This is a genomic window from Nocardia arseniciresistens, from assembly GCF_046764875.1.
Lineage (GTDB): Bacteria > Actinomycetota > Actinomycetes > Mycobacteriales > Mycobacteriaceae > Nocardia > Nocardia arseniciresistens.
The window spans coordinates 124,765-146,125 of record NZ_JBKORD010000010.1; the positions used below are offsets into that span (position 1 = coordinate 124,765).

Sequence of the window (21,361 nt, forward strand, 5' to 3'; positions counted from 1 at the left end):
CTATCCTCCTAGCCGGCTCAGTTTCCTTGCGACGTTCTTGTTCAACTGTTCACGCCACCTGTCCCGATAACTCTTGGCCCCATCTGCGCCGGCAATCGCGGCACAGAAGCCTTTAATGTCGCTGCCTAGTGCCTCATGGACACTCTGACCCTCCGACGCTGTTACCTCTATAAATCCTAGAGTGCCGTCAAGAATTGGCATCAAGTTGCGACCGGTGAAGCCCGAGTAGGGGGAGAGATGGATATTGATCTGTTCCCACGCCGCTTGATACTCGGTCGGAAGTGCCTTGGCTCTAGTTTCGAAGGCTTTGTATTCCCTGGTGAGATCGCTGCCTGTGATTGTCTCCCAGAAGTTCATTTCTTGGTTTCCTCGAGCTTATTGATGCGTGATGAGACGTAATTCCATTTCGTCCAGAATGTCGCGAGTTCTTTGCGTCCCGCGTCGTTGAGTGCGTAAAATTTGCGCGGCGGGCCGAATTCGGAAGGTCGTTTTGAAACTTCGACCAGTCCGTTTTTCTCCAATCGAAGCAGGATGGCGTAGACCGTCCCTTCGATGACGTCTGTGAAACCGAGTTCATTCAGCCGACGCGTGATGGCATAGCCATATGTCTCCTCGGTGTCGATGATCTGGAGGACGCAGCCTTCAAGCGTGCCTTTCAGTATCTCCGTCAAATTTTCCGTAGCAGCCTCCTTCGGTCGACATGTGCTATTCAGTGCTACTGACTACCACTAGACTGTAACACAGAGTAGTGGTGGAGATAGGGAGAGGTATGAGGGTCGAGGAGTTCAGCGACGGCATGGTCGACGTCAGCGGTTCTGCGGAGGAGTTCGAAGGGCTGGCCGTCGTGGTGGCCCGGGGCGAGGGGAGGTTCGAGACCGAGGATCTCGCGGCTGTCGAAGTCCGCTCGGACGCTGGTCCTCGGCTGCTTGTTCAGGTCGTTGAGCAGCGCAGCGTCCTGCTTCTGGTGAGGGACCGGGAGAGCCGAGCGCTCCTCGCGGAGGACCTCCGCAGTATGGGGTCCATGACGGACGGCGGGCATCAGCACATCGAGTACAACGAGGACTTCGGCTATCTGCGGAAGGGCTCGGCCCCTCTGGTGCTCAACAGTCCGCACGGGGGCATGCCACAGCCGTAGAGCCGATCCTCAGAGTCGGTCGGGGCGGTGGGTGGGTTTGCCGCGTTTCTGGGCGAGGTGCAGCAGGCCGGGGTCGTGGGCGTTGACGAGCAGTAGGTCAGGGTCGGCCGCATGCCATAGTTCGGTGAGTCGACGGTGATTGGCCCGAACCTGCTTCCAGTCGTCAGCGATGAAGCGTTCCATCGCGGTGAGAGCCGTCGGTGCTTTACCGGTTCCGTCGATCTGACCGCGGTGGTAGAAGGAGTCGCCGACGTGGAGGACCCAGTGGTCGCCGGCGTCGACGGCGATGGCGGCGTGGCCGCGTGAGTGTCCGGGCAGGCTGATGAGAACGATGCCGGGGGCGACGTCTGTGAGCTCCTTGGCTCTGGGGAAGCCACGCCAGGGCTCGCTCTGTGCAGGCGTGTGCTCGACGATGCTCGGGCCGTGCGCGCGGTGCGATGACAGGTACCGCCCGCGTTCGACGACTCCCCGGGGGTGCACAGCGGCGACGTTCTCGGCTGCGGTCAGGTGAACCATGGCCCAGGGGAAGTCTGCCAGCCCTCCGGTGTGGTCGGCGTCGAAGTGGGTGAGCACGACGTGGCGAACGTCGCGCGGGTCGAAGCCGAGTCGGGTCAGCTGGGTGATGGCCGCTTCCGCCTCGTCGAAGACCGGCCGGACGTAGAACCGTGCTGGGCCGAATCGGCCGGCCGGGTCGGCAGTGTCCTGCAAGCCAAGGCCGGTGTCGACCAGGACGAGGCCGTTCGGGGTCTCGACGAGTAGGACGTGGCAGACGAGCCCCGCGGGGGTCGCCAAGGGGTGCATGGTGCCGCAGTTGAGATGGTGAATTTTCATCCGAGCGCCTCGAGCATGGCGGCCTGCGCGGCGGGATCGCCGCCGATGAGGCCGGCGTCGATCTGCTGGATCGGGTTGCTTCCGTCCCAGTTGGCGGCGGCGATTTTGATGAGGTCGAAGATGAACTTCTTGGAGCCGCCGAGATCGGAGATCTCGATGACGGTGCCGGGGTGGTGCTCGGTCTGCAGGTAGGCGAACCGGCCGTCGGCACCCCCGATCTGGCCTTCCTGGCAGACGGTGAAGCCGACGGCCAGTGCTCGGTCGTAGAGCTGTTGGTAGTTCTCGGACCAGTAGGCGACATGCTGCACGCCCTCGTGGCCGGCTTCGAGGAAGTCGCGGTACATCGACGGGGCATCGTTGACGGGGGTGATGAGCTCGATCTGGATGTCTCCGCTGTTGGCGACCGCGACATCCATCGCCATGTCGGAAGGCTCACCCCGGTAGGTAAAGTTCGTCGGCTCGAGGCCCTCGAGGTAGAACCAGGGGCCGATGCCGCAGGCGGCGAAGTGCCGCATCGAGGATTCGATGTCACGGACGACGTAGCCGATCTGGGCGATGCTTCCCCACATGTTCGCGGTGGTGCTCGGCGTGGGCGGGGTGCCGGTGTGGGCGTCGGCGAAGGACAGGACGATTTTGCCGGTGGCTGCGTTCGCCCGAAGTCGGTCGGCTGCGGCCTTGGCCTCAGCGGCAGTGTGGACGCAATCGAGATGTGGGGTGATTCGACCGTCCTGAACTGCCGGGAGAACCTCGGGGATCAGCGCCTGGACAACGTCGCCGAGCTCTGCCCGGGTGCGGATGCTGAAGGTGGTGCCGATGAGTTTCTGTCGGCGGAAGGCGGCGGTGTCCAGGTTCATCTCGATCGCCGAGCCGGCGAGGCGCCCGATACTGACGATCCGTCCGGCGATGGCAGTCGCGGCGGGCAACTGGCTGAACAGGTCGCCGCCGACATGGTCGAGGGTGATGTTCGCTCCGTGACCGTTCGTCGCCTCGAGGACGGCGTCGGTGAGGTTGCCGGTCGCGGTGTTGACGGTGACGTCTGCGCCGACGGCCACCAGGGCAGCACGCTTGTCCTCGGTCGTGGTGGTGGCGATCACGGTGCCCGCGCCGAGCGCTTTGGCGAGCTGGATGCCGACGAGCCCGATCGAGCTGGTGCCGCCGACGATGAGAACGGTGTCGCCGGGAGTGAAGCCGGCCTGGGTAACAAGCGCGTCGTGCTCGGTGATGAGCCCGACCGGCAAGGTCGCGGCCTCCTCGAAGCTGAGATGATCGGGGATCGGGACGAGCATCCGCGGGTGACACAGCGCGTAGTCGGCGAATGCGCCCGCGGTGATGCCCATGACTCGGGTCCCCACCGCAAGATCGGGAGCGAGCAGGCTCGACCGTTCGACGATCCCGGCAACCTCCATGCCCGCGGTGAACGTGCCGTCGCTCTGACCGGCAGCGGTGTAGGTGCCGTCGAGTGCGTACAGGTCCGCACGATTGACACCGGCGGCCATCACCTGGATCCGGATCGCCCCCAGCTGCTCCGGACGTTCGATCTCCGCAACAGTCCATTCGGGGCCGTTGCCGCCGATCAGCGCGCGCATGGTCATGGTTGTGTTTCTCCTGGGTCGGTCAGATGTCGAGATCGGGGGCGACGGTGTCGGTCAGGCGCGGGTCCGGTTCGGCGCCTGCCATGGCGAGCGCGCCGGTCACGACGCGGGCGAGCGTGAGCAGGTCTGCCGGGTTCTTTTTGTCGAGACCGGCGACAAGTTGTTTGAGGATGGTGAGCTGGTCGAAGTAGATGCGCTCGACGACGAGGTTCTCGTCGGCATCGAAAAGGAAGTACGCGGTCATCCGGGTGCGGTGCCGGGAACCTGTCGGCGGGATCTTTCCCAGTGGACCCAGATGCGTGCCGAGCAACCAGAACTCGACGATCACCGCATCGCTGGTGTGGCGGAAGGCGATGATCTCGTGGTCCTGATCGGGGAAGGCCACGCGCGTGTCCTGGTAGTACTCGCGCACTTCGGCATCACCGTCGTGGACGGTCATCTGGGCGATGAGTTCGTAGTGTGGATGCGGAAACGTCGACAACGTCGCGTCCCAATCCTGGCGGACCTCGTCGTGGAAGTGATCCAGGACGAGCTTCTCGCGAGCGCGCAGAACGTCTTCGGGCGGCAGGATGAATCGTGACATGGCGGAACTCCTTCAGCCGTGGGTGATGTGGCGGTGCGCGAAGGTGGGTTTCGTGCCCGGATTGGTGCAGGAGCCGGTGAGTTCGCTGGAAGGGAAGAACTGCAGGAACTGCGCATCCCGCTGGCTGTGATCGACGAGGGTCTTCTCGAGGATGATCGAGTTGTATTGGTCGGCAGTGGTTTCGATGGTGTTGGCGTTGAGCACGACCTCCTGCTGCCAGGACCGGGCCCACTTCGCCAGGCTGGGAAGCGCCGAATGCTCGGGTGTGAGCGCCTCGGCGGCGATAACGTTCTCGCTGCTCACCCACCCGTCGACGGGAACTCGCGCCGAAACGCCAGTCCCTGGTCTCGGGCCACGCGTAACCGTGCCCCCGGCCCGCCGACCACGTCGGTCAGGGTGTTCAACGTATCGATCGAGTCGCCGATGCCAGGCAGATCCACCACTTCGGTCGAACTCCACGGAAAGCGCATCGCCAGCTCCTTTATCCACAGTGTGGGTTTATTTTGGATAGGCTATACCCACGGTGTGGATTTATGCAACGGTGTTCCGGCATGATGAGATTCATGACCGCCGACACCCCACGCAGAGGACGTCCACCCAAGAATGAGAGGCAGCTCTCCCGCGCGGCGATCGTCGAGGCGACACTGAAGGTCATCGACGCCGACGGCGTCAGTGCGGTCAGCATGCGTGCGGTCGGGCGGGTGCTCGGAGTCGACGCCAAGAGCCTCTATAACCACGTCGAAGGCAAAGACGGTCTACTCGACGCGGTAGCCGAGCATCTCCTGGGCTCCATCGCTCTGCCGGACATCACCGGCGACTTACGAGCCGATCTGTCGGCAATCGCCACGGCGTTTCGTGAGAGTGCGTTGGCCCACCCGGAAGCGGCGTCCCTCGTCCTCACGCGTCAGCTCGCTTCGTTCGAGGGCCTCGCCCCCATCGAGGCGGTCCTGGATGTCCTCCACAATGCCGGGTGCACTCCCGATGAGTCCGTCCACCTCCTTCGAACGTTCGTCGCCATGCTCATCGGCACTCTGCTCCGCGAAGTCAACGCCGGGCCCACCTATGGCACCATCGACACCGCCGTGATCGCCCAACGCCAGGCGACACTGGAGCGCAGTGGGCTCCCATCGGTCGCCGCCGCCGCGCGGCATCTCGCCCGATTCGAGGGCGCTGAAGAGTACGAATTCGCGATGAATTTCGCGATGAATGCGCTCCTCGCACGACTCGCCGATCAGTCGTGAAATGAGTGCGACTGCTCGCGCCGCGCTGAGCGGAGCCCCCTTGCTCGGCCGCTCATCAATGGAGCGGATAAATCCGACTGCAATCGCATCGACGACGATCCGCGCGGCCACTTGACCTCCGCGTGCTCTGTGCTGGCCGGTTGGGGCAGCACGATCCTGCGGTAGATCTAACAACGCTAGACAAGCTAGCGGATGAATGTTACTATCGCTCCAGTTTCTAGCGCTGCTAGAATTTAGGAAGGGAAGCTGACATCGAGATCGGCGGAGGTGGCCATCCTCCGCGACGTCGCGGTCCCGCTGAACCGTCGACGCAAGACGCACTTCCGGCTGATCGCCGGGGGCACACCTGATATCGAATTCGCTGAGGGAGTAATCGACATGACCTTCACCATCAATGAACAGCAGTTCCTTGCGGAGGCCGGGATCGGTCGGCTGGCCACGGTCTCGCCCGACGGCGTTGTGCAGAATAACCCGACCAGCTATCGGGTGAACGCCGACGGCACTATCGACATCGGGGGCATGCGGATGCGTGCCAGTCGAAAGTATCGCAATGTCGAGGCGGGCAGCCGGGTGTCGTTCGTCATCGACCAACAGGTTTCATTGGAGCCGTACGTGATTCGCGGCATCGAGGTACGCGGCACGGCCGAGGCGCTCGATGACGAGGAGCCACCGTTTCAACCCCAGGAGCGCGCGGTCATCCGAATTCACCCCGAACGGATCATCTCCTGGGGCATCGACGGCGGATCCTTCGACTTCGCCAGTCGCGGCGCCGAGTAGTCGGGTACCCAACTCGGACACACGGTGAGCTCGAAATTATCGACCGCAAGATCAAAGCCGCCGACAAGGAACTGCTGCGGTTGGTCTGCGACCGCGGCTCCACCTTGGCCGACCTGCACGGCATCGGATCCTCCAGTGCCGCAAGGCTTCTCGCCGACACCGGTGACATCCACCGGTGTCGTGACCGGGGTGAGCCCGGCTGGGCGTCTCCCCGCGACCTACTCCGTTCCTCCGATAATGCGCTCGAGGATCACCAGCGGGATATCCCGATCCGTTTGATCCCGGTACGTGTCGTAGAGCGGAAAGATCGACGTCATTCGTTTCCACAGCAACCGCTTCTCCTCGGCGGTGGCGGTGCGTGCTCGCGCGGTGAACTTGTCGCTGCCGACCTGGACGGCGACATCCGGGCTTGCGAGCAGGTTGAGATACCACCCGGGGTGCCGTGGCGACCCCGCGTTCGAGCCCACCACCAGGTAGCGATCACCGTCCTGGCCATAGATCAACGCGGTGCGCCTCAGCACGCCCGATTTCCGGCCACGGGTGGTCAGTAACAGTGACGGCCAGCCCTGGTACAGGTGGCCGTTCTCGCCATCGGATTCGAGGTAGGCGCGGACGTGGTCGGCTACCCAACCTGTCGGGCTGTCGCGGATCTCATCCACCTCCGATGGTGCCGGTGCCGCGGAAAGGCTGCCCAGCATGCTGTATCGCCGGAATCCACCGCTTTTCACGCCAGGGAAGTCCCTGACCCGCTCCCATCCGGATGCGGACCCCACCATGCCCTTGTCGGATCTTTCGAGGGCGTCGCGATGCGCCTGTTCGTCGGTCCACTCCGCGTAGGGGAGCACTCGGGTGCCGTCGGTGCTCACGTGGAAGTGGCCCGAGATACCCCCCGGCGCCGGCTCGGCTTCTTCCGCCATCGCCTCGAACACGGTGTCGACCCACCGTTGTTGCCGCTGGTGATCGGGTCCGTCGAACTCGACATCGAGGATGACCGTGCATCCTGGAACCGGCCGATCCGGCCCTACCTGGCTGCGATACAGCCGATACTCGATCGGCTCGGCGTCGGTGAATCCGGCCACGAACTCATGGCCGGATTCACCGCTCGCCCACTGCGTGTAGGTGAGCACCATCTCGCCGTCGTTACTCGAGAACGCGCTGAACGAGATCAGCCCTTTCGGCCACGGACCGTGCTCCAGCTCGGCGAGCAGCTCCTCCACCGCGACGCGCTGGTGCGCGGGCGATTCGGTGACCAGGACGGTGCTGGCATCCGGGCGAGTAATGTCGGGCAGCCGACTACGGCTGGCGATCATGTCTTTCTCCTCTGTCACGGGTCGTAATCAGGCGGCGTATGGGTGCTCGGCGCGCGCCGATCTCAGGGCGCGTCCCCACCAAATGAGCTGGGCGAGCAGTCGATCGGCGGCCTCCGCGGGCGCGGACGGATCTGTCAGGCGGCCCATGGAATCGAACTGTTGTTGGGCTCCATGAAAACCACGATCACCGCGAGTTGGATGGGGCTTCCCGACATGCCGATTCCTCTCAGGATGTTGATCAGTGCTACACCTGAAAGCATCAAACTTAAACATGTGTTCAAGTCAAGTTACTGTGATCCGCATGGCATCTTTACCGGCGGAGAACACCAAGATCACGATCGGTGAACTGGCCGATCGCAGCGGCGTTCCGGCTTCGGCATTGCGGTTCTACGAGCGACAAGGCTTGATCCACAGCAGTCGCACGACCGGGAACCAGCGCCGCTACGCTCGCGCGACGCTTCGCCAGGTCGCGTTCATCCGCGCCTCACATCACCTCGGCATCCCACTAACAGTGATCGGCGACGTCCTCGCTCTGCTGCCCGAGGCGGCAGAGCCCACTCGCGAGTTCTGGGTCAGGGCGTCGGAATGCTGGAGTGCCGAGATCAATGACCGAATCGAGCGGCTGGAACGGATGCGGGATCGATTCACCCAGTGCATCGGCTGCGGCTGCCTGTCCTTCGAGCAGTGCGCATTGGTCAACCCGAACGACAAGCTCGGTCACGAAGGCGCAGGCCCGCGGCGGCTGTTCAACTCCCCCGATTAGCTCGTGGCAATCGTCGCGGTGACGACCAGCCCGCCGATCACCCCGAGCACACCTGGCAGCTCATGGGTTGAAACTCGGGCTTCATGGGGTGCTGCCGCGGGATCCGGCCCATGCAACCGAATGGTCTGCTGCTTCTTCCTCCGCATCAGGGATCTGCAAATTATCGCCAGTGAGGATGGCGGCGGCGGCCAGGTCTCTGATGAGGTCGGTTTCGGCGGATCGGCGCCAGATCAGGGCCCAACGGGCGGGTGGTACATCGGGCATGGGGATGTAGGTGACGTCGGGTCTGGAGTAGTAGCGGGCGGCGTGGGCGTGCACCGGGGTGATGGCCTTGCCCGCCGCTACGAGCAGTATCAGGTCTTGGAAGTTGGCGGCGTGGGCGGTGCGGAGGATGGGGCGGCCGCTTGGGGTGAAGTAGGGAACGGCGGCGGCGGTCCAGTAGTCGGGGGGCAGGTTGACCGGGTCGGACGGGGGCACTCCGAAGACGCCGTAGTCGGCCAGATCCTCGTAGGAGGCCGATTCACGTTGTGCCAGTGGGTGATCCGCACCAACGAGCAGCATGAACGGTTCCTCATAGAGAGTCGGGCCCACCACCAGATCGGGCTCCTCGATGGGAAGCCAGCTCACCAGTGCGTCGATGTCGTCGCCACGCAGAGCGCCGAAGGGGTTGCCGAAGTGGACGTGCTCGATGTGCACGGTGCAGTGGGGATGCTGGGATTGGAAGGTGTTCAGCAGCGGGCGGACGTTGCCGAGGTTGCTACTGGTGATTCCCAGCCGCAGTATGCCGGCGTCGCCGTAGCGGGCTGAGCGGGCCGCCCGGCCCAGGCTGGCCCGCAGATCACGATAGTTGGTCTGCAAGTCGTCACGCAGCCGTCGTCCGATCGGTGTCAATGTCACTGTGCGACTGGATCGTTCGAAGAGTTTGCCGCCGATGCGGCGTTCCAGTTTCCCGATCACCTGACTGACCCGCGCTTGTGAGAGGTGCAACCGCTCGGCGGTCCGCCCGAAATGCAACTCGGCGGACAACATCAGAAAGATCTCGATGTCGCGCAGATCCAGATCGCGCAGGTCCATGCGGTTTTCCTATCAATCACGTTGGCTTATAGCATTATACGTAGTTCGCCGTTGACGAATTCCCACCGCGAACCGAGGCTGAATACCGACAACCTTTGAGAAGACGGCAGTTCGTCGCCGCTCTCCTGATCGAAAAGAGCAGCCAATGCCAACGCTTCCGTGGAAGTCGGTCGGTAACCCCACCACCCCCGAGGTCCAATGCATGGCTTCGCGCCTCGAGGTCAAGTCGTTGGTAAACGCCCCCGGCTTCCTCATCGCATCACTGACGTTGTGGTGGCAGGCCCGCCGTTCCGAGGGAGCGCTGGGTGTGGCCTTGAAAGCGGAAATGCTCAAAGGCATCTTCTGGACGTATTCCGCTTGGGACGACAAGGCGGCAATCTACGCCTATGCGGGCTCCGAGCCCCATAAGTCGACTGTCGCGCGCAAGCGAAGGGTCATGCGGGAGGCGACCTTCGTGTTCTTCAACGCACCGGCGCACGAGTTACCCCTGTCGTGGGGCGAGGTCAGCCGCCGAATCGCCGAGAAACGCGAGTCGGCCGCACCGGATTGCGAAACTGGGCCGACCGCCTCGCCGGCGTGAAACCCGAGGTGCAATACGCCAACTCCGCCGCAAGCGGAAAATTCGCTGGACAGGTCCTTGAAGGGAGCTCGCCGGTGACCGTCGAATTCCGCAATTCCCTGAAGATCGCCCGTGACTTCGGCCGCCATCCCGGCACCTGGTTCCCGCCACTGTTCGTAATGCTGATCCTGGCAATGGCTCTGCCTGCGGTCTATCTCGGCGGTACCCTCGACCCGATCGGAAGCCTGCGCGGGCTTCCCGTCGCCATGGTCGTCGAGCCGCAGACCGCCAGCGGTATCGGAGCCGCCGATCAGGTCAGTGCGGCTATCACACAAGGCGTCGACCATGAGGCAATCGAGCTCATTTCGATGACTGCCGAGCAGGAACGCGAGCAGATGGATGGCGGCAAGATCTTCGGAGCCGTCCGTGTACCAGCCGATTTCGATGCCGAGATCGCCCGGCTCGCCAGCGGCGCGCCAGGCCCTGCCACGCACGCGGTGATCCATCTCGACACCAATCCGGCTGCCGCGACGATGAGCACTGGATTGTTCACCGGGTACCTCGCGCCAGTAGTCGCCGCAGTAAACGCGGGCTTGGGTGCCGAGTTGCCGCAGAACGCGCCGACCGCTGCCGCCACAACTGCGCTGGCCAAACCGTTCTCGGTCGCGACCGCACCTCTGACACCGCTACCGGCGCACACCGGGTCCGGGACCAGTGTCTTCTATTACGCGGTGGTCTTGGTTCTTCTCGGCTTCGTCGGCGCTTCGGTGATCCACCCGGTGGTGGACTCCGCCAGCGGGTTTCAGCCCACTGAGTTCGGACCGAAAGTACGACGTCGCGGCTACACCCACCTGTCCCGGCTACACATGCTGGTTGTCAAATGGTGCGTGGCGCTGATCGCGGCACCGCTGAGCGCTGGATTGATCCAGCTCCTGGCGACCAAAACACTGCACATGCCTGTCGCCTCGCCGTGGCAGCTATATCTGTTCTCCGCCAGCACGATCGCCGCCGTTGCCCTCGGCGCCCTGACGATCTTCGCGATCTTCGGGTCTCTCGCTCCGTTGCTAAACATGTTCTTCTTCGTTGCCATGGCCATGACATCCTCGGCGGGCACAATTCCCGTCGAAGCGACTCCCGCGTTTTTTCGCGTGATCGCGAAATTTGAACCGATGCGGCCGATCGTGGCCGGCCTGCGCTCGATTCTCTATTTCCACTCGACAGCACTGTCGGGACTGCACAGGGCGTGGATCCATGTCGTTATCGGTGGCCTACTGGCTGTCGTTGTCGGTGTGCTGATTACCGGCCTCTACGACCGGAAACCGTCCTTCACCCGGCAACCGGTCCTCGTCACTGAATGAGCCTGGACCGATGTTTCGGTCGTAGCGGGCGAAGTTCGGTTCACCGCGCAGCTGTGGGCCCGGTTGCCGCTGCCGGACCGGTCGCGGTTCCTCTCGGAGGACCTGCGGTCGTGGGAGGTGCACCGGCACCGCATGCCCGGCGTCACCGCCAGCGCGCTGGTGCGCATGCGCCGGGCGGGCACGGCGCGGGGATCACCGACGTGCGGCCGTCGGGTGACCGGGTCGAGCTGCGGCTCGGCGACGGCAACGTGCTGACGGGAACCGTGATCAACTGCGCGGGCGCGCGGTACGACGCGCGGCGGAGCGCCGATCCGCTGATCACCGACCTGCTCGCGAGCGGGGCCGCCGCGCCCGGTCCGCTCGGCCTCGGGTTCGACACGGGCCCCGACGGCAGGCTGTGCGGTGGAAGTCCGCTGTGGACGCTCGGTGCGCTGCGCCGCGGGAACCTCTCGGAGACGACGGCCTTCCCGGAGGTTCGCGGCCAGGCGAGCACCGTGGCGAAGTCCGTTCTCACCTCACTGGAGGAGCTCACGTGCCAGCGCTAGCCGAGCACGCCCAGGGGATCGTCGAGCACCGGCTGCCAGGCGAGTTCCGCCGCACCGACGAGACTGCCGTGCGCCAGGGTCGATCCCATCAGCGGCACGCCGCGGCCGCGCCCCCACAGGCTCCGGTCGGCGACGAGCGCGGTCAACCGGTCCGCGTCAAGGTCGAGCAGGTGGCGGTGCAGGCCGCCGAGCACGACGCGGTCGGGGTTGAGCACGTTCACCAGGCCCGCGAGCCCCGTGGCCAGCCGATCGACGACGGTGTGCGCGGCGGCGCGCACCAGCGGGTCCGTCGCGTGCTCGTCGCGCAGCAGGTCGATCGCCTGGCGCAGCAGCGGGACGTCCGGGTCCGGCACGCGTCCCGCCGCCTCCAGGAGCGCGGGCGGGTCGGCCTCGACGTCGAGGCAGCCCCGGTTGCCGCAGTGGCACGGCCTGCCCTCCGGGTTGACGGTGAGGTGGCCGACCTCCATCGACAGGCCCGAACTCCCGGTGTACAGCTTGCCGTCGACCACGAACGCGCCGCCGACGCCGCGGTGCCCGGTGGCGATGACCAGCAGGTGGGTGGCGCCACGACCGGCACCGTGCCGGTGCTCGGCGAGCGCGCCGAGGTTGACGTCGTTGCCGACGAAGCAGGGCGCGTTGAGCCCGGCGCGCGCGATCTGCTCGGTGAAGACGGCCCGGACCGGCGCGCCCGCCCGCCACGCGACGTGCAGCGGGTTGAGCGCCGTGCCGTCCGGTTCCGCGACGGCCGACGGCACCGCGAGCCCGGCGCCCGCACAGCGGCGTCCGCTCGCCCGCAACAGGTCGTTCCCGGTGTCGACGGCCGCCCCGAGCACGTCCGACGGGTCGGCGGGCACGTACCGGCGACCCGCCGTCGTCGCGACGACCTCTCCTCCGAGGCCCACGATCGCCACCCGGAACCCGTCGACGTGCACCTGGACGGCGAGGACCACCGGTCCGTCCGGATCGATCGCCAGCCGGTGCGACGGCCTGCCCGGGGTCGCGGCCGGATCACCTGATCGGGTGTCGATGCTGATCAGCCCGAGCGCAGCGAGCTCAGCCGTGACCGCGCCCGTCGTCGCACGGGTGACGCCGAGTTCTGCGGTCAGGCGGGATCGTGTGCGCGCTTGACCGAGGTGTACCGCGGTCAACGCCCGTCCGAGGACGGCGTGCCCGCGCGTCAACTTCTGCCGACTCTCCATCACGGCCCCTACACTGGGTTTGTGCCACCGATAAACAAATTATCCACCACGGAGAATCCGACGGCACCAGCGGTACTGGTCCGGCTGCGGATCGCGATCACGCTGTTCTTCGCCTTGGGCGGTTTCCTTTTCGCGGGCTGGGCGGTGCGCATCCCCGCGATCAAGGAGCAGACCGACGCCTCGCCGGGCGCCCTCGGCCTCGCGCTGTTCGCGATGACGGGGTCCGCGGTCGCCGCGATGAGCTTCGCGGGCGGCCTCTGCCAGCGCTTCGGCAGCAAGCAGGTCACCATCGCGACCGCCGCGCTGCTCTCGGTCAGTGTCGTGCTGCCGACGTTCACCCACTCGGCGCCCACGCTCGGCCTGTCGCTGCTGCTGTTCGGCGTCGCGTACGGCGGCATCGACGTGGCGGTCAACAGCGTGGCCATCGACCTGGTCGCCGCGATGAACCGCCCGGTCATGCCGAGCCTGCACGCGGCGAACAGCCTCGGCAGCCTCGCCGGAGCGGGCCTCGGTGGCCTGCTGGCGTCACACCTGTCTCCCACGTCGCACATGCTGCTCCTCGCCCCGATCGGGCTTGTGGTCACGGTGGTCGCGGGCCAGATGCTGCTCGCGGACCCGCTGCCCGGATCGCACGGGACCGACGACGACTCCCCGGTGCGCCGGATGCTGCCCCGGTTCAGCACGGGCGTGCTGCTGTTCGGCCTGATCGGCCTGTGCGCCGCCTACAGCCAGGGCGCGCTGGACAGCTGGGTGCCGCTGCACATCAGCGAGGACCTGGGCGGCAGCCAGGGCGTCGCCGCGGCGGGCTACGCGGTCGTGCAGGGCACCATGACCGTCGGCAGGGTTTTCGGCGCGCGGTTGCTGGAACGCCTCGGCCAGACCAAGGTCGTCGTCGGCGGCGGCGCGCTCGCCTGCGTGGGCACGCTCGTCGCGCGCCGGACCTGCCGCTGGTGTTCGCGGGCTTGGCCGCCACCGGCATCGGGCTGGCCAACATCTTCCCGGTCGCCATCGCGCGAGCGGGTGCGCTGGGCGGTCCGAACGGCGTCGCGGTGGCCTCGACCCTGGGCTACGGCGGCATTCTGCTGGCGCCGCCCACCATCGGCCTGCTGGCGAACGGGGTCGGTCTGCCGCTGGCGCTCAGCCTGATCTCCATCATGGTCGCGGCGGCCGCCACCATCGGTTTCGTCGTGCGCCGCCGCTGACCCGCACGACTCCGTCGGTACGCGACGGGGTCGTGTCGGCTCACGACTCCGCGCCCGCCTCCCGCACGGCGGCGAGGATCGGCTCGCTGTGCTCGGGCGCGCAGATCAGCAGATCGGGCAGGTACCGGTCGCCCGCGCGCGTACTACTCAGCGAATAGTGCCTGCGCCTGGAATCAGCGGGAGATCGAGCGGGGTGACCCAACCGGGGGGCAACTCATTGACCGCGGGTACGGCATTGAGGGCCCGTAGGCCGGTGGCCAAGCAGCCTGCGACGGCGGGGGTGCGACCGGAGCCGTCGGTGAACCGGAACGAGGTTTCCTGCGAAATCGACGGTGAGCCGACGATATCCACGCGGTAGACGTCGTCGCGGGTGCCCGAAGGCCATTCGGGTGCGGCGTCGAGTCCGATCCGGTTGACGTGTTCGAGGGTGATCACCTCGCGGCCGCGATAGATGCCGTTGATGCTGAAGCGGATCGCGGCGACGTTGCCCGCCTTGATGATTCCCTTCACGGTCGGCCGGTCCTCCGGTGTGACCCATTTTTCCCAGGTGGTGGTGATCTCGTCGAGTTCGATACCGACGGCGCTGGCGATCATCGGGACGGTGGCGCCCCACGCCATGATCAGCAGATCCGGCAACTCCAGCATGGCCTTGAACTCGGGCGGATGTCCGATGCCCATCTCGAATTCGTAATCGCCTTCGTAGTCGGTGTAGTCGAGCAGTTCCGAGGCTCGCACCGACTCCACTTCGCCGCACAGACCCATCAGGGTCATCGGGAACAGGTCGTTGGCGAAACCGGGGTCGATACCGGTGGTGAAACAGGAGGCGTTTCCCTCCGCGCAGGCGGTGGTGATCGGGTCGCGCCACACGCTGGGGGTCTGCACCATAGTCGGCCATACCCATGGCGTCATGGCGGTTGAGCACACGTCGATGCCCGCGCGCAGGAAAGAGCTGATAACACGGATATTCTCATCGGCGAACTTAGCGGTCGGACCGTAATGCACTACGGCGTCCGGTCGCAGGGCGATCAGCTCGTCGATCGAATCGGTGGCCAGTACGCCGGTTTCGGCGGCACCGCACAGCTTTCCGGCATCTCGGCCGACCTTCTCGGAGTTACTCACCCCGACGCCGACGAGTTCGAACCTGGGATGCCGGATGATCTCGGCCAAAACCATGGATCCGACGACTCCGGTCCCCCACAGGACGATTCGCTTCTTCTCGGATGACACCGATGCCTCCTGAATTGATGTGACTTCGCGGGTGACTCGGCTCAGCTGTGGTATTCGCCGCAGTCGACGGTGAGGGTCTGCCCGGTGACCGCGGAGGCCAGATCGCTGGCGAGGAAGAGCGTCGCGCGCGCGACCTCCTCGGGGCCCGCCAGCCGCTGGAGGTCGGTCGGGGCGGCCTTCTGCCGGTAGATTTCTTCGTGTGTGACACCCGCCTGCGAGGCGAGCCAGTCGAAGTACGCCTTGTTCAGGTCCTCGTAGATATAGGACGGCGCGACACTGTTCACTCGGATACCGCGTGGACCCAGTTCCGTGGCCAGCGATGAAGCCAGGTGCGCCAGCGTCCCTTTGGACAGTTTGTAGCCCGAATACACCGGTTCCGAATCGAACTGGACACATGAGTTCAGCATGATGATCGAGCCATGAGATGCGGCGAGAGCATCGGCGAATAGGGTCGAAAGGCGCAGTGGTGCAAATACATTCGTCTCATTGACGGTGCGCAGTGCGGCCAGGTCGATTTGGCTGATCGGGTTCATCGGCGGAATGGCGAAGGCGTTGTTGATCAGGCAGTCGACTCGGCCGAATTCGGCAACCGCTCGCTCGACCAAGGCCAGGCGCGCTTCCTCGTCGGTGATGTCGGTCGGCACGGTCAGCGCTTTGCGGCCGTGTAGGCGCACCAGTTCGGCCATCGTTTCCAGCCGCTGCGGGGTGCGGCTGACCAAGACGAGATCCGCCCCCATCCGGGCCGCCTCCTCGACGAGCGATCGGCCGAGGCCGGGACCGACACCTGAGACGACGATGACTTTGTCTTGCAGCAACGGCACCGGTCGATATGTATCGACGAATGCGCTCACCTGTGCGGCAGCGGACACGGCTCCTCCTCGAATCCTTAGTAGTTACACTTTGTAACGACTTAGGTGTGACAAACTGTAACGACTGCTGACCGTGATGACAAGGACAAGGACGGAATTCCGTGAGCACACGCCATCGGCTCGGCCCGCACCGCGACCCCGCGGTGGATCAGGCGGTGCTGGAGGCGGCGCGCCACCTGCTCACCGAACGCGGTTATGCCGCAGCGTCAATCGATGCGATCGCGACCCGAGCGGGTGTCAGCCGCCCGGCGATCTACCGCCGCTGGCCCTCGAAAGCGCATCTCATCGCACAAGCGGTATTCCCCGATGTCGGCGCCGACGTGGTCGCCGACGACATCTACGCGGAGATCCGAAAAGTTGTTCGCGGCACCATCCAATTATTCAGCGCTCCAGCGGCTCGCGAAGCTATGCCGGGACTGATGGCCGATATGCGCGCAGATTCGAGCCTCTACCGAAAACTCTCGGCCCGAATGGATACCCCGACCCGGCACGAGCTGGCCGACTACCTGCAAGCCGACGACGAAGCCACCCCCCACACCGACCCGAACACCCTGCTGGACACCATCGCGGGCGCCGCCCTCTTCGCGCTGTGCATCCGCAATATCGACGACCTCGACAGCTTCGCTGATTCCCTCGAAAACCTGCTGCTCTACGGGCTCGTAGGCAAGCCCGCCGACCAGCCCCCGGTCTGACGATATCTGCGGCGCGGACCTCGGGATCGCCGTCAGCGGCGGATGCCCACAATCCCTTGCCGTTCGGGCAAGATGCCGCGTATGAAAGTAATCCTCTTCGGCGCGACCGGCATGATCGGGCAGGGTGTTCTCAACGAGTGCCTCCGCGACGAGCGGGTCGAGCAGGTCCTCGCCGTCGGGCGCAGCTCGCTGCGGGTCGAGAACCCGAAGCTGCGTGAGCTGGTCCAGCCCGATCCGACCGATCTCTCCGTGATCGCCGGCGAGTTGCCGGAGTTCGACGCCTGTTTCTTCTGCCTCGGTATCTCCTCTGTCGGCATGAAAGAGCAGGACTACCGCCGGATCACCTACGACCTCACCTTGAAGGTCGGTCGCACGCTGGCGGCCGCGAATCCCGAGCTGACGTTCATCTATGTCTCCGGGCAGGGCACCGACAGCAGCGAGAATGGCCGGTCGATGTGGGGGCGGGTGAAGGGGAAGACCGAGAACGATCTGCTCGCGCTTCCCTTCCAGGCGTACATGTTTCGGCCCGGAATCGTACAGCCGATGGACGGTGCGGTCTCCAGGACCCGGTTGTATCGCGCCGCCTACGCAGTCACCGGGCCGCTGATCTCGCTGGTCAAGCGGCTGGCGCCGAACGCGGTCAACGACAATCGGGAGATCGGTCGCGCCATGATCGCCGTCGCGGTTTCTGGGGCGGACGCTCGCGTGCTCACGCCTCGGGAGATCACCGCGCGAGCTACGCCCTAGCGGGCAGTGGAGCGTTCGCCATGGCGAGGACAGTGATGGCGGTGACCGAGCGCTAAAACACCGCAATCGCGGTGATTACATGGACGACGCACGCAAACAAAGGCCCAGCAACCATTTGCACTTCTCTACGCTGGGCGCCGATCGCCGCATCTCCTGCCTGAGCGAGCGCGGCGACGACCAGGACGAGAGCGCTGACGGCGCCGTGTGAGAAGAAAGGCACCGCGCCGGCGAGGAGCCCCAGGGGGACCGCTCTCGCCGCGTACGCCCTCGCGTAGAAACGTTCTCCCGCAGTGGGGTCCGCCTCGTGACTCGAGACCGAAGGACGTAGTGCCGCAGTCACTCCGAATCCGATGCCTATCGCGGAGACCACGCCGTTGAGCACGGTAAGCACGATCATCCCGGCGCTCATGCGTTCCTCCTGAGTGTCGTCCTGGGAACCAAGCGACCTGGAGAGACCAATTTCTGAGTCCGGCCGCGATCGTTGGCCACTGTAGTGCTCTGAACAGGGTTGTTCGGGGGCTTCGGAGGCGGGCGCGCCGCAGAGGCCACTCAGCCTCCGACGGGCTGGACAGGGCCGCAGCGGGGTGTCGCGGCTCGGGTGGTCGGCCGATTTTGACACTGCCGTCTGACGTGCCCGCTGAACGGCAATCGCTTGGCATCGCGTAGGGGGGATCGAGAAGTCGAGTCAAACTAGCGTCGCGATGCCGATAGATGCCCTTAAGGGGCGCTGCACGGCCCCGTTGGGTAGTATGGAGAAGTAATCAGCGGCGAACCCTTCGGCGCGTTGCGCGCAGCACGCGCGAGGACCCGTATCTCTCGACCACACCGACTCGGGCCATCTGTGTGTCGTCGCGCTGCGTCGGGAGCAAGTAAGGAGACCTACCGAGCAGTGGCTGCCAATAAGAAGCGCACCGCGAGTAAGAAGGCGACCGAGCAGGACTACGGTGCCTCCTCGATTACGGTCCTGGAGGGCCTGGACGCGGTTCGCAAGCGTCCGAGCATGTACATCGGCTCGACCGGTGAGCGCGGATTACATCATCTGATCTGGGAGGTCGTCGACAATTCGATCGATGAGGTGATGGCGGGCGCGGCCACGCGGGTGGATGTCACGGTACTCGCCGACGGCGGCATCGAGGTGGCCGATGACGGCCGCGGCATCCCAGTGGCGATGCACGAGAAGGGCATTCCGACCGTCGAGGTCGTCATGACCCAACTGCACGCGGGCGGCAAGTTCGACTCCGACTCCTATGCGGTCTCCGGTGGTCTGCACGGCGTCGGTATCTCCGTGGTCAACGCGCTCTCGACCCGAGTGGAGTTGGAGATCGACCGCGACGGCCACCACTGGACCCAGAACTACCGCTATGCGAAGCCCGAGAAACTGGTCCGCGGTGCGCCGACCGAGCGGACGGGCAATACCACTCGATTCTGGCCCGACGCAGCGATTTTCGAGACCATCGACTTCGATTTCGAGACGATCGCGCGCCGCTTGCAGGAGATGGCGTTCCTGAACAAGGGCGTCACCATCGTCCTCAACGATGAACGCGTCACCGATGCCGAGATCACCGATGAAATGGTCAGTCCAACCGCCGAAGCGCCGGCGTCGGGTGCGTCGGTCGAGCACAAGGTCAAGACGCGGACCTACCACTATCCCGGTGGGCTGGTGGATTTCGTCCGGCACATCAACCGCACCAAGCAGGCGATCCACAATTCGGTCGTCGGTTTCACCGGCAAGGGCACCGGGCACGAGCTCGAGGTTGCCATGCAGTGGAACTCCGGCTATTCCGAGTCGGTACATACCTTCGCGAACGCCATCAACACCCACGAGGGCGGCACGCACGAAGAGGGCTTCCGTGCGGCGCTGACCACGGTGGTCAACAAGTACGCCAAGGACAAGAGGCTGCTCAAGGACAAAGACGGCAATCTGACCGGTGATGACATTCGCGAGGGTTTGGCCGCCATCGTGAGCGTGAAGATCGGTGAGCCGCAGTTCGAGGGCCAGACCAAGACCAAGCTCGGCAATACCGAAGTGAAGTCGTTCGTCCAGCGCACCTGCAACGAACATTTGGCGAGCTGGTTCGAGGCCAATCCGGCCGACGCCAAAACCATTGTCAACAAGGCGGTTTCCTCAGCATATGCGCGTCTTGCCGCCCGCAAAGCGCGAGAGTTGGTGCGGCGTAAGAGCGCCAATGATCTGGGTGGTTTGCCTGGCAAGTTGGCTGATTGCCGGTCGAAGGATCCGAGTAAGTCCGAGATCTACATCGTGGAGGGCGACTCCGCCGGCGGCTCGGCGAAATCCGGGCGCGACTCGATGTATCAGGCGATCCTGCCGTTGCGCGGAAAGATCATCAATGTCGAGAAGGCGCGTATCGACCGTGTGCTGAAGAACAACGAGGTCCAGTCGATCATCACCGCCTTCGGTACCGGCATCCACGACGAGTTCGATATCGCCAAACTGCGGTATCACAAGATCGTGCTGATGGCCGACGCCGACGTGGATGGTCAGCACATCTCGACGTTGCTGCTGACGTTGTTGTTCCGGTTCATGCGGCCGTTGGTCGAGCACGGACATGTGTATCTGGCGCAGCCGCCGTTGTACAAGCTCAAGTGGCAGCGCTCGGAGCCGGAGTTCGCTTACTCCGACAAGGAGCGTGACGGTTTGATGGAGGCGGGTCTCGCCTCGGGTAAGAAGATCAACAGGGAAGACGGTGTTCAGCGCTACAAGGGTCTTGGTGAGATGAATGCCAAGGAGTTGTGGGAGACCACGATGGATCCCTCGGTGCGTGTGCTGAAGCTGGTCACTTTGGACGATGCGGCGGCGGCCGATGAGCTGTTCTCCATTCTGATGGGTGAGGACGTCGAGGCGCGTCGCAGCTTTATCACCCGCAATGCCAAGGATGTTCGCTTCCTCGACGTGTAATCCCCGGGGCCGCCATCGACAATCTCTGAAGACAGAACCACGCGGGCCTCGACCCGAGACCGCCGGTCACGCACACACCTGGAAAGGGCCGTCGACATGGCCGTTGCCGAAGACCTTGACAGCGCCACCGACTCGCAGTGGGACTGGGTCGCCGAACAAACCCGCACCTACCTGGCCTCGGGCGGCACCGAGGGCCACGAGAACAACGGGTTGCACACGCTCGTGCTCGCCACGACCGGACGCAAGACCGGGCAGCCGCGACGCACCTGCCTGATCTACGGCCGCTCGGGCGACGAGTTCGTCGTCGTCGCCTCCAAAGCCGGCGCCGACGACGACCCGGCATGGTTCAAGAATCTCCTGGCAGACCCGAGCGTCGGAGTGCAGGCCGGTACCCACCGATTCACCGCCAACGCCCGGGTCGCGTCCGCAGCCGAGCGCGAGTCCCTCTGGACCCAGATGGCACAGATCTTCCCCCTCTACGACGAGTACGCGCAGAAGACCGACCGCACGATCCCAATCGTCCTGCTCACCCCGCAGACTTAATCGGACAGCGAAAACCATTGAGCGGCAGGTGATCTCGCGGCAAACCGAACCCGCGAGTTCAGGGTGTTCGCAGGAGCGTGCACATGATCTCGGCGGCACCGATGAGTTTCGGGTGCATCCGTCGTCAATACCTCTGGATGTACCGAAGGAGATGATCACGGGCCCCCAAATGTGGCCGGCAAGCGATCTCGCCTACC

General features: G+C 64.8%; 25 protein-coding genes. 12 read left to right on the top strand and 13 right to left on the bottom strand.

What is annotated here, in order from left to right:
- Positions 1-357, bottom strand: a complete 357-nt coding sequence (locus ACLMAJ_RS19570) for a DUF1048 domain-containing protein (RefSeq protein ID WP_412015181.1) — start codon at positions 355-357, stop codon at positions 1-3.
- Complete coding sequence (locus ACLMAJ_RS19575; RefSeq protein ID WP_412015182.1) at positions 354-671, bottom strand: PadR family transcriptional regulator; 318 nt, start codon at positions 669-671, stop codon at positions 354-356. The genes ACLMAJ_RS19570 and ACLMAJ_RS19575 overlap by 4 nt, the downstream gene beginning before the upstream one ends.
- A gap of 98 nt (positions 672-769) precedes the next feature.
- Here ACLMAJ_RS19575 and ACLMAJ_RS19580 point away from each other — a divergent pair, with 98 nt between their 5' ends.
- Positions 770-1,135, top strand: coding sequence for an Imm32 family immunity protein (locus ACLMAJ_RS19580; protein WP_412015183.1), 366 nt, complete (start codon positions 770-772; stop codon positions 1,133-1,135).
- 9 nt (positions 1,136-1,144) lie between these two features.
- On the opposite strand, the gene ACLMAJ_RS19585 is transcribed toward ACLMAJ_RS19580, so the two are convergent.
- The 5 genes from ACLMAJ_RS19585 to ACLMAJ_RS19605 are packed head-to-tail and all read right to left on the bottom strand — an operon-like array spanning position 1,145 to position 4,611.
- Positions 1,145-1,966 carry an MBL fold metallo-hydrolase gene (locus tag ACLMAJ_RS19585; protein WP_412015184.1) on the bottom strand — a complete coding sequence of 274 codons (822 nt, stop codon included), beginning with the start codon at positions 1,964-1,966 and terminating at the stop codon, positions 1,145-1,147.
- Positions 1,963-3,558, bottom strand: a complete 1,596-nt coding sequence (locus tag ACLMAJ_RS19590; protein WP_412015185.1) for a zinc-binding dehydrogenase — start codon at positions 3,556-3,558, stop codon at positions 1,963-1,965. The genes ACLMAJ_RS19585 and ACLMAJ_RS19590 overlap by 4 nt, the downstream gene beginning before the upstream one ends.
- A 22-nt stretch (positions 3,559-3,580) precedes the next feature.
- Positions 3,581-4,141, bottom strand: coding sequence for an ester cyclase (locus ACLMAJ_RS19595; protein ID WP_412015186.1), 561 nt, complete (start codon positions 4,139-4,141; stop codon positions 3,581-3,583).
- A gap of 12 nt (positions 4,142-4,153) precedes the next feature.
- Entirely contained in the window at positions 4,154-4,444 is a 291-nt protein-coding gene (locus tag ACLMAJ_RS19600) for a hypothetical protein (RefSeq protein WP_412015187.1), read from the bottom strand.
- Positions 4,441-4,611, bottom strand: coding sequence for a hypothetical protein (locus ACLMAJ_RS19605; RefSeq protein ID WP_412015188.1), 171 nt, complete (start codon positions 4,609-4,611; stop codon positions 4,441-4,443). Before ACLMAJ_RS19605 ends, ACLMAJ_RS19600 begins: the two co-directional genes overlap by 4 nt.
- Positions 4,612-4,704: 93 nt before the next feature.
- On the opposite strand from ACLMAJ_RS19605, the gene ACLMAJ_RS19610 reads away from it, so the two are divergent.
- Together ACLMAJ_RS19610 and ACLMAJ_RS19615 are read left to right on the top strand one after the other, a co-directional pair.
- Positions 4,705-5,382, top strand: coding sequence for a TetR/AcrR family transcriptional regulator (locus ACLMAJ_RS19610; RefSeq protein WP_412015189.1), 678 nt, complete (start codon positions 4,705-4,707; stop codon positions 5,380-5,382).
- Positions 5,383-5,649: 267 nt separating this feature from the next.
- Complete coding sequence (locus ACLMAJ_RS19615) at positions 5,650-6,159, top strand: PPOX class F420-dependent oxidoreductase (protein WP_412015190.1); 510 nt, start codon at positions 5,650-5,652, stop codon at positions 6,157-6,159.
- 218 nt (positions 6,160-6,377) lie between these two features.
- On the opposite strand, the gene ACLMAJ_RS19620 is transcribed toward ACLMAJ_RS19615, so the two are convergent.
- On the bottom strand, positions 6,378-7,469 hold the full coding sequence (locus ACLMAJ_RS19620) for a nitroreductase family deazaflavin-dependent oxidoreductase (protein ID WP_412015191.1): 1,092 nt from the start codon (positions 7,467-7,469) through the stop codon (positions 6,378-6,380).
- A gap of 301 nt (positions 7,470-7,770) precedes the next feature.
- Between ACLMAJ_RS19620 and soxR the strand changes: the two genes are divergently transcribed.
- A complete protein-coding gene (gene soxR / locus ACLMAJ_RS19625) occupies positions 7,771-8,232 on the top strand; it encodes a redox-sensitive transcriptional activator SoxR (RefSeq protein WP_412015192.1) in 462 nt (153 codons plus the stop codon).
- An 81-nt stretch (positions 8,233-8,313) separates the two neighbouring features.
- On the opposite strand, the gene ACLMAJ_RS19630 is transcribed toward soxR, so the two are convergent.
- The gene (locus ACLMAJ_RS19630; protein ID WP_412015193.1) at positions 8,314-9,306 is read right to left on the bottom strand and encodes a LysR family transcriptional regulator; all 993 of its coding nucleotides are present in this window, start codon (positions 9,304-9,306) and stop codon (positions 8,314-8,316) included.
- A gap of 145 nt (positions 9,307-9,451) precedes the next feature.
- On the opposite strand from ACLMAJ_RS19630, the gene ACLMAJ_RS19635 reads away from it, so the two are divergent.
- From ACLMAJ_RS19635 to ACLMAJ_RS19645, 3 genes are all read left to right on the top strand, one after another.
- Positions 9,452-9,886, top strand: coding sequence for a hypothetical protein (locus tag ACLMAJ_RS19635; protein WP_412015194.1), 435 nt, complete (start codon positions 9,452-9,454; stop codon positions 9,884-9,886).
- A 74-nt stretch (positions 9,887-9,960) separates the two neighbouring features.
- Positions 9,961-11,223, top strand: coding sequence for an ABC transporter permease (locus ACLMAJ_RS19640; RefSeq protein WP_412015195.1), 1,263 nt, complete (start codon positions 9,961-9,963; stop codon positions 11,221-11,223).
- Between the two features lie 110 nt (positions 11,224-11,333).
- Complete coding sequence (locus ACLMAJ_RS19645; RefSeq protein WP_412015196.1) at positions 11,334-11,768, top strand: FAD/NAD(P)-binding protein; 435 nt, start codon at positions 11,334-11,336, stop codon at positions 11,766-11,768.
- On the opposite strand, the gene ACLMAJ_RS19650 is transcribed toward ACLMAJ_RS19645, so the two are convergent.
- Positions 11,765-12,967, bottom strand: coding sequence for an ROK family protein (locus ACLMAJ_RS19650; protein ID WP_412015399.1), 1,203 nt, complete (start codon positions 12,965-12,967; stop codon positions 11,765-11,767). The two genes, ACLMAJ_RS19645 and ACLMAJ_RS19650, sit on opposite strands and share 4 nt — an antisense overlap.
- Before the next feature lie 21 nt (positions 12,968-12,988).
- Here ACLMAJ_RS19650 and ACLMAJ_RS19655 point away from each other — a divergent pair, with 21 nt between their 5' ends.
- Positions 12,989-14,113 carry an MFS transporter gene (locus ACLMAJ_RS19655; RefSeq protein ID WP_412015197.1) on the top strand — a complete coding sequence of 375 codons (1,125 nt, stop codon included), beginning with the start codon at positions 12,989-12,991 and terminating at the stop codon, positions 14,111-14,113.
- A gap of 203 nt (positions 14,114-14,316) precedes the next feature.
- Here the strand turns inward: ACLMAJ_RS19655 and ACLMAJ_RS19660 are convergent, their stop codons facing one another.
- Together ACLMAJ_RS19660 and ACLMAJ_RS19665 are read right to left on the bottom strand one after the other, a co-directional pair.
- Positions 14,317-15,396: an NAD(P)H-dependent amine dehydrogenase family protein gene (locus ACLMAJ_RS19660; RefSeq protein ID WP_412015198.1), complete on the bottom strand. Its 1,080-nt coding sequence runs from the start codon at positions 15,394-15,396 to the stop codon at positions 14,317-14,319.
- A gap of 41 nt (positions 15,397-15,437) precedes the next feature.
- The gene (locus ACLMAJ_RS19665; RefSeq protein ID WP_412015199.1) at positions 15,438-16,265 is read right to left on the bottom strand and encodes an SDR family oxidoreductase; all 828 of its coding nucleotides are present in this window, start codon (positions 16,263-16,265) and stop codon (positions 15,438-15,440) included.
- Between the two features lie 101 nt (positions 16,266-16,366).
- Between ACLMAJ_RS19665 and ACLMAJ_RS19670 the strand changes: the two genes are divergently transcribed.
- Together ACLMAJ_RS19670 and ACLMAJ_RS19675 are read left to right on the top strand one after the other, a co-directional pair.
- Positions 16,367-16,957 (top strand): TetR/AcrR family transcriptional regulator, encoded by a 591-nt coding sequence (locus tag ACLMAJ_RS19670; protein ID WP_412015200.1) that lies wholly within the window; start codon positions 16,367-16,369, stop codon positions 16,955-16,957.
- Between the two features lie 81 nt (positions 16,958-17,038).
- Entirely contained in the window at positions 17,039-17,704 is a 666-nt protein-coding gene (locus tag ACLMAJ_RS19675; RefSeq protein ID WP_412015201.1) for a Rossmann-fold NAD(P)-binding domain-containing protein, read from the top strand.
- 52 nt (positions 17,705-17,756) lie between these two features.
- On the opposite strand, the gene ACLMAJ_RS19680 is transcribed toward ACLMAJ_RS19675, so the two are convergent.
- The gene (locus ACLMAJ_RS19680; RefSeq protein ID WP_412015202.1) at positions 17,757-18,113 is read right to left on the bottom strand and encodes a hypothetical protein; all 357 of its coding nucleotides are present in this window, start codon (positions 18,111-18,113) and stop codon (positions 17,757-17,759) included.
- Positions 18,114-18,593: 480 nt separating this feature from the next.
- Between ACLMAJ_RS19680 and gyrB the strand changes: the two genes are divergently transcribed.
- Both gyrB and ACLMAJ_RS19690 read left to right on the top strand, forming a co-directional pair.
- Positions 18,594-20,621, top strand: coding sequence for a DNA topoisomerase (ATP-hydrolyzing) subunit B (gyrB, locus tag ACLMAJ_RS19685; RefSeq protein ID WP_412015203.1), 2,028 nt, complete (start codon positions 18,594-18,596; stop codon positions 20,619-20,621).
- Between the two features lie 96 nt (positions 20,622-20,717).
- A complete protein-coding gene (locus ACLMAJ_RS19690) occupies positions 20,718-21,164 on the top strand; it encodes a nitroreductase family deazaflavin-dependent oxidoreductase (protein WP_412015204.1) in 447 nt (148 codons plus the stop codon).
- The last annotated feature ends 197 nt before the right edge of the window (positions 21,165-21,361 follow it).

What these genes read in the sequence shown, in the direction of transcription:
- ACLMAJ_RS19570 (WP_412015181.1), bottom strand. Translation starts at nt 357, where the DNA reads ATGAACTTCTGGGAGACAATCACAGGCAGCGATCTCACCAGGGAATAC.
- ACLMAJ_RS19580 (WP_412015183.1), top strand. Translation starts at nt 770, where the DNA reads ATGAGGGTCGAGGAGTTCAGCGACGGCATGGTCGACGTCAGCGGTTCT.
- ACLMAJ_RS19585 (WP_412015184.1), bottom strand. Translation starts at nt 1,966, where the DNA reads ATGAAAATTCACCATCTCAACTGCGGCACCATGCACCCCTTGGCGACC.
- ACLMAJ_RS19590 (WP_412015185.1), bottom strand. Translation starts at nt 3,558, where the DNA reads ATGACCATGCGCGCGCTGATCGGCGGCAACGGCCCCGAATGGACTGTT.
- ACLMAJ_RS19595 (WP_412015186.1), bottom strand. Translation starts at nt 4,141, where the DNA reads ATGTCACGATTCATCCTGCCGCCCGAAGACGTTCTGCGCGCTCGCGAG.
- ACLMAJ_RS19605 (WP_412015188.1), bottom strand. Translation starts at nt 4,611, where the DNA reads ATGCGCTTTCCGTGGAGTTCGACCGAAGTGGTGGATCTGCCTGGCATC.
- ACLMAJ_RS19610 (WP_412015189.1), top strand. Translation starts at nt 4,705, where the DNA reads ATGACCGCCGACACCCCACGCAGAGGACGTCCACCCAAGAATGAGAGG.
- ACLMAJ_RS19620 (WP_412015191.1), bottom strand. Translation starts at nt 7,469, where the DNA reads ATGATCGCCAGCCGTAGTCGGCTGCCCGACATTACTCGCCCGGATGCC.
- soxR (WP_412015192.1), top strand. Translation starts at nt 7,771, where the DNA reads ATGGCATCTTTACCGGCGGAGAACACCAAGATCACGATCGGTGAACTG.
- ACLMAJ_RS19630 (WP_412015193.1), bottom strand. Translation starts at nt 9,306, where the DNA reads ATGGACCTGCGCGATCTGGATCTGCGCGACATCGAGATCTTTCTGATG.
- ACLMAJ_RS19635 (WP_412015194.1), top strand. Translation starts at nt 9,452, where the DNA reads ATGCCAACGCTTCCGTGGAAGTCGGTCGGTAACCCCACCACCCCCGAG.
- ACLMAJ_RS19650 (WP_412015399.1), bottom strand. Translation starts at nt 12,967, where the DNA reads ATGGAGAGTCGGCAGAAGTTGACGCGCGGGCACGCCGTCCTCGGACGG.
- ACLMAJ_RS19675 (WP_412015201.1), top strand. Translation starts at nt 17,039, where the DNA reads ATGAAAGTAATCCTCTTCGGCGCGACCGGCATGATCGGGCAGGGTGTT.
- ACLMAJ_RS19680 (WP_412015202.1), bottom strand. Translation starts at nt 18,113, where the DNA reads ATGAGCGCCGGGATGATCGTGCTTACCGTGCTCAACGGCGTGGTCTCC.
- ACLMAJ_RS19690 (WP_412015204.1), top strand. Translation starts at nt 20,718, where the DNA reads ATGGCCGTTGCCGAAGACCTTGACAGCGCCACCGACTCGCAGTGGGAC.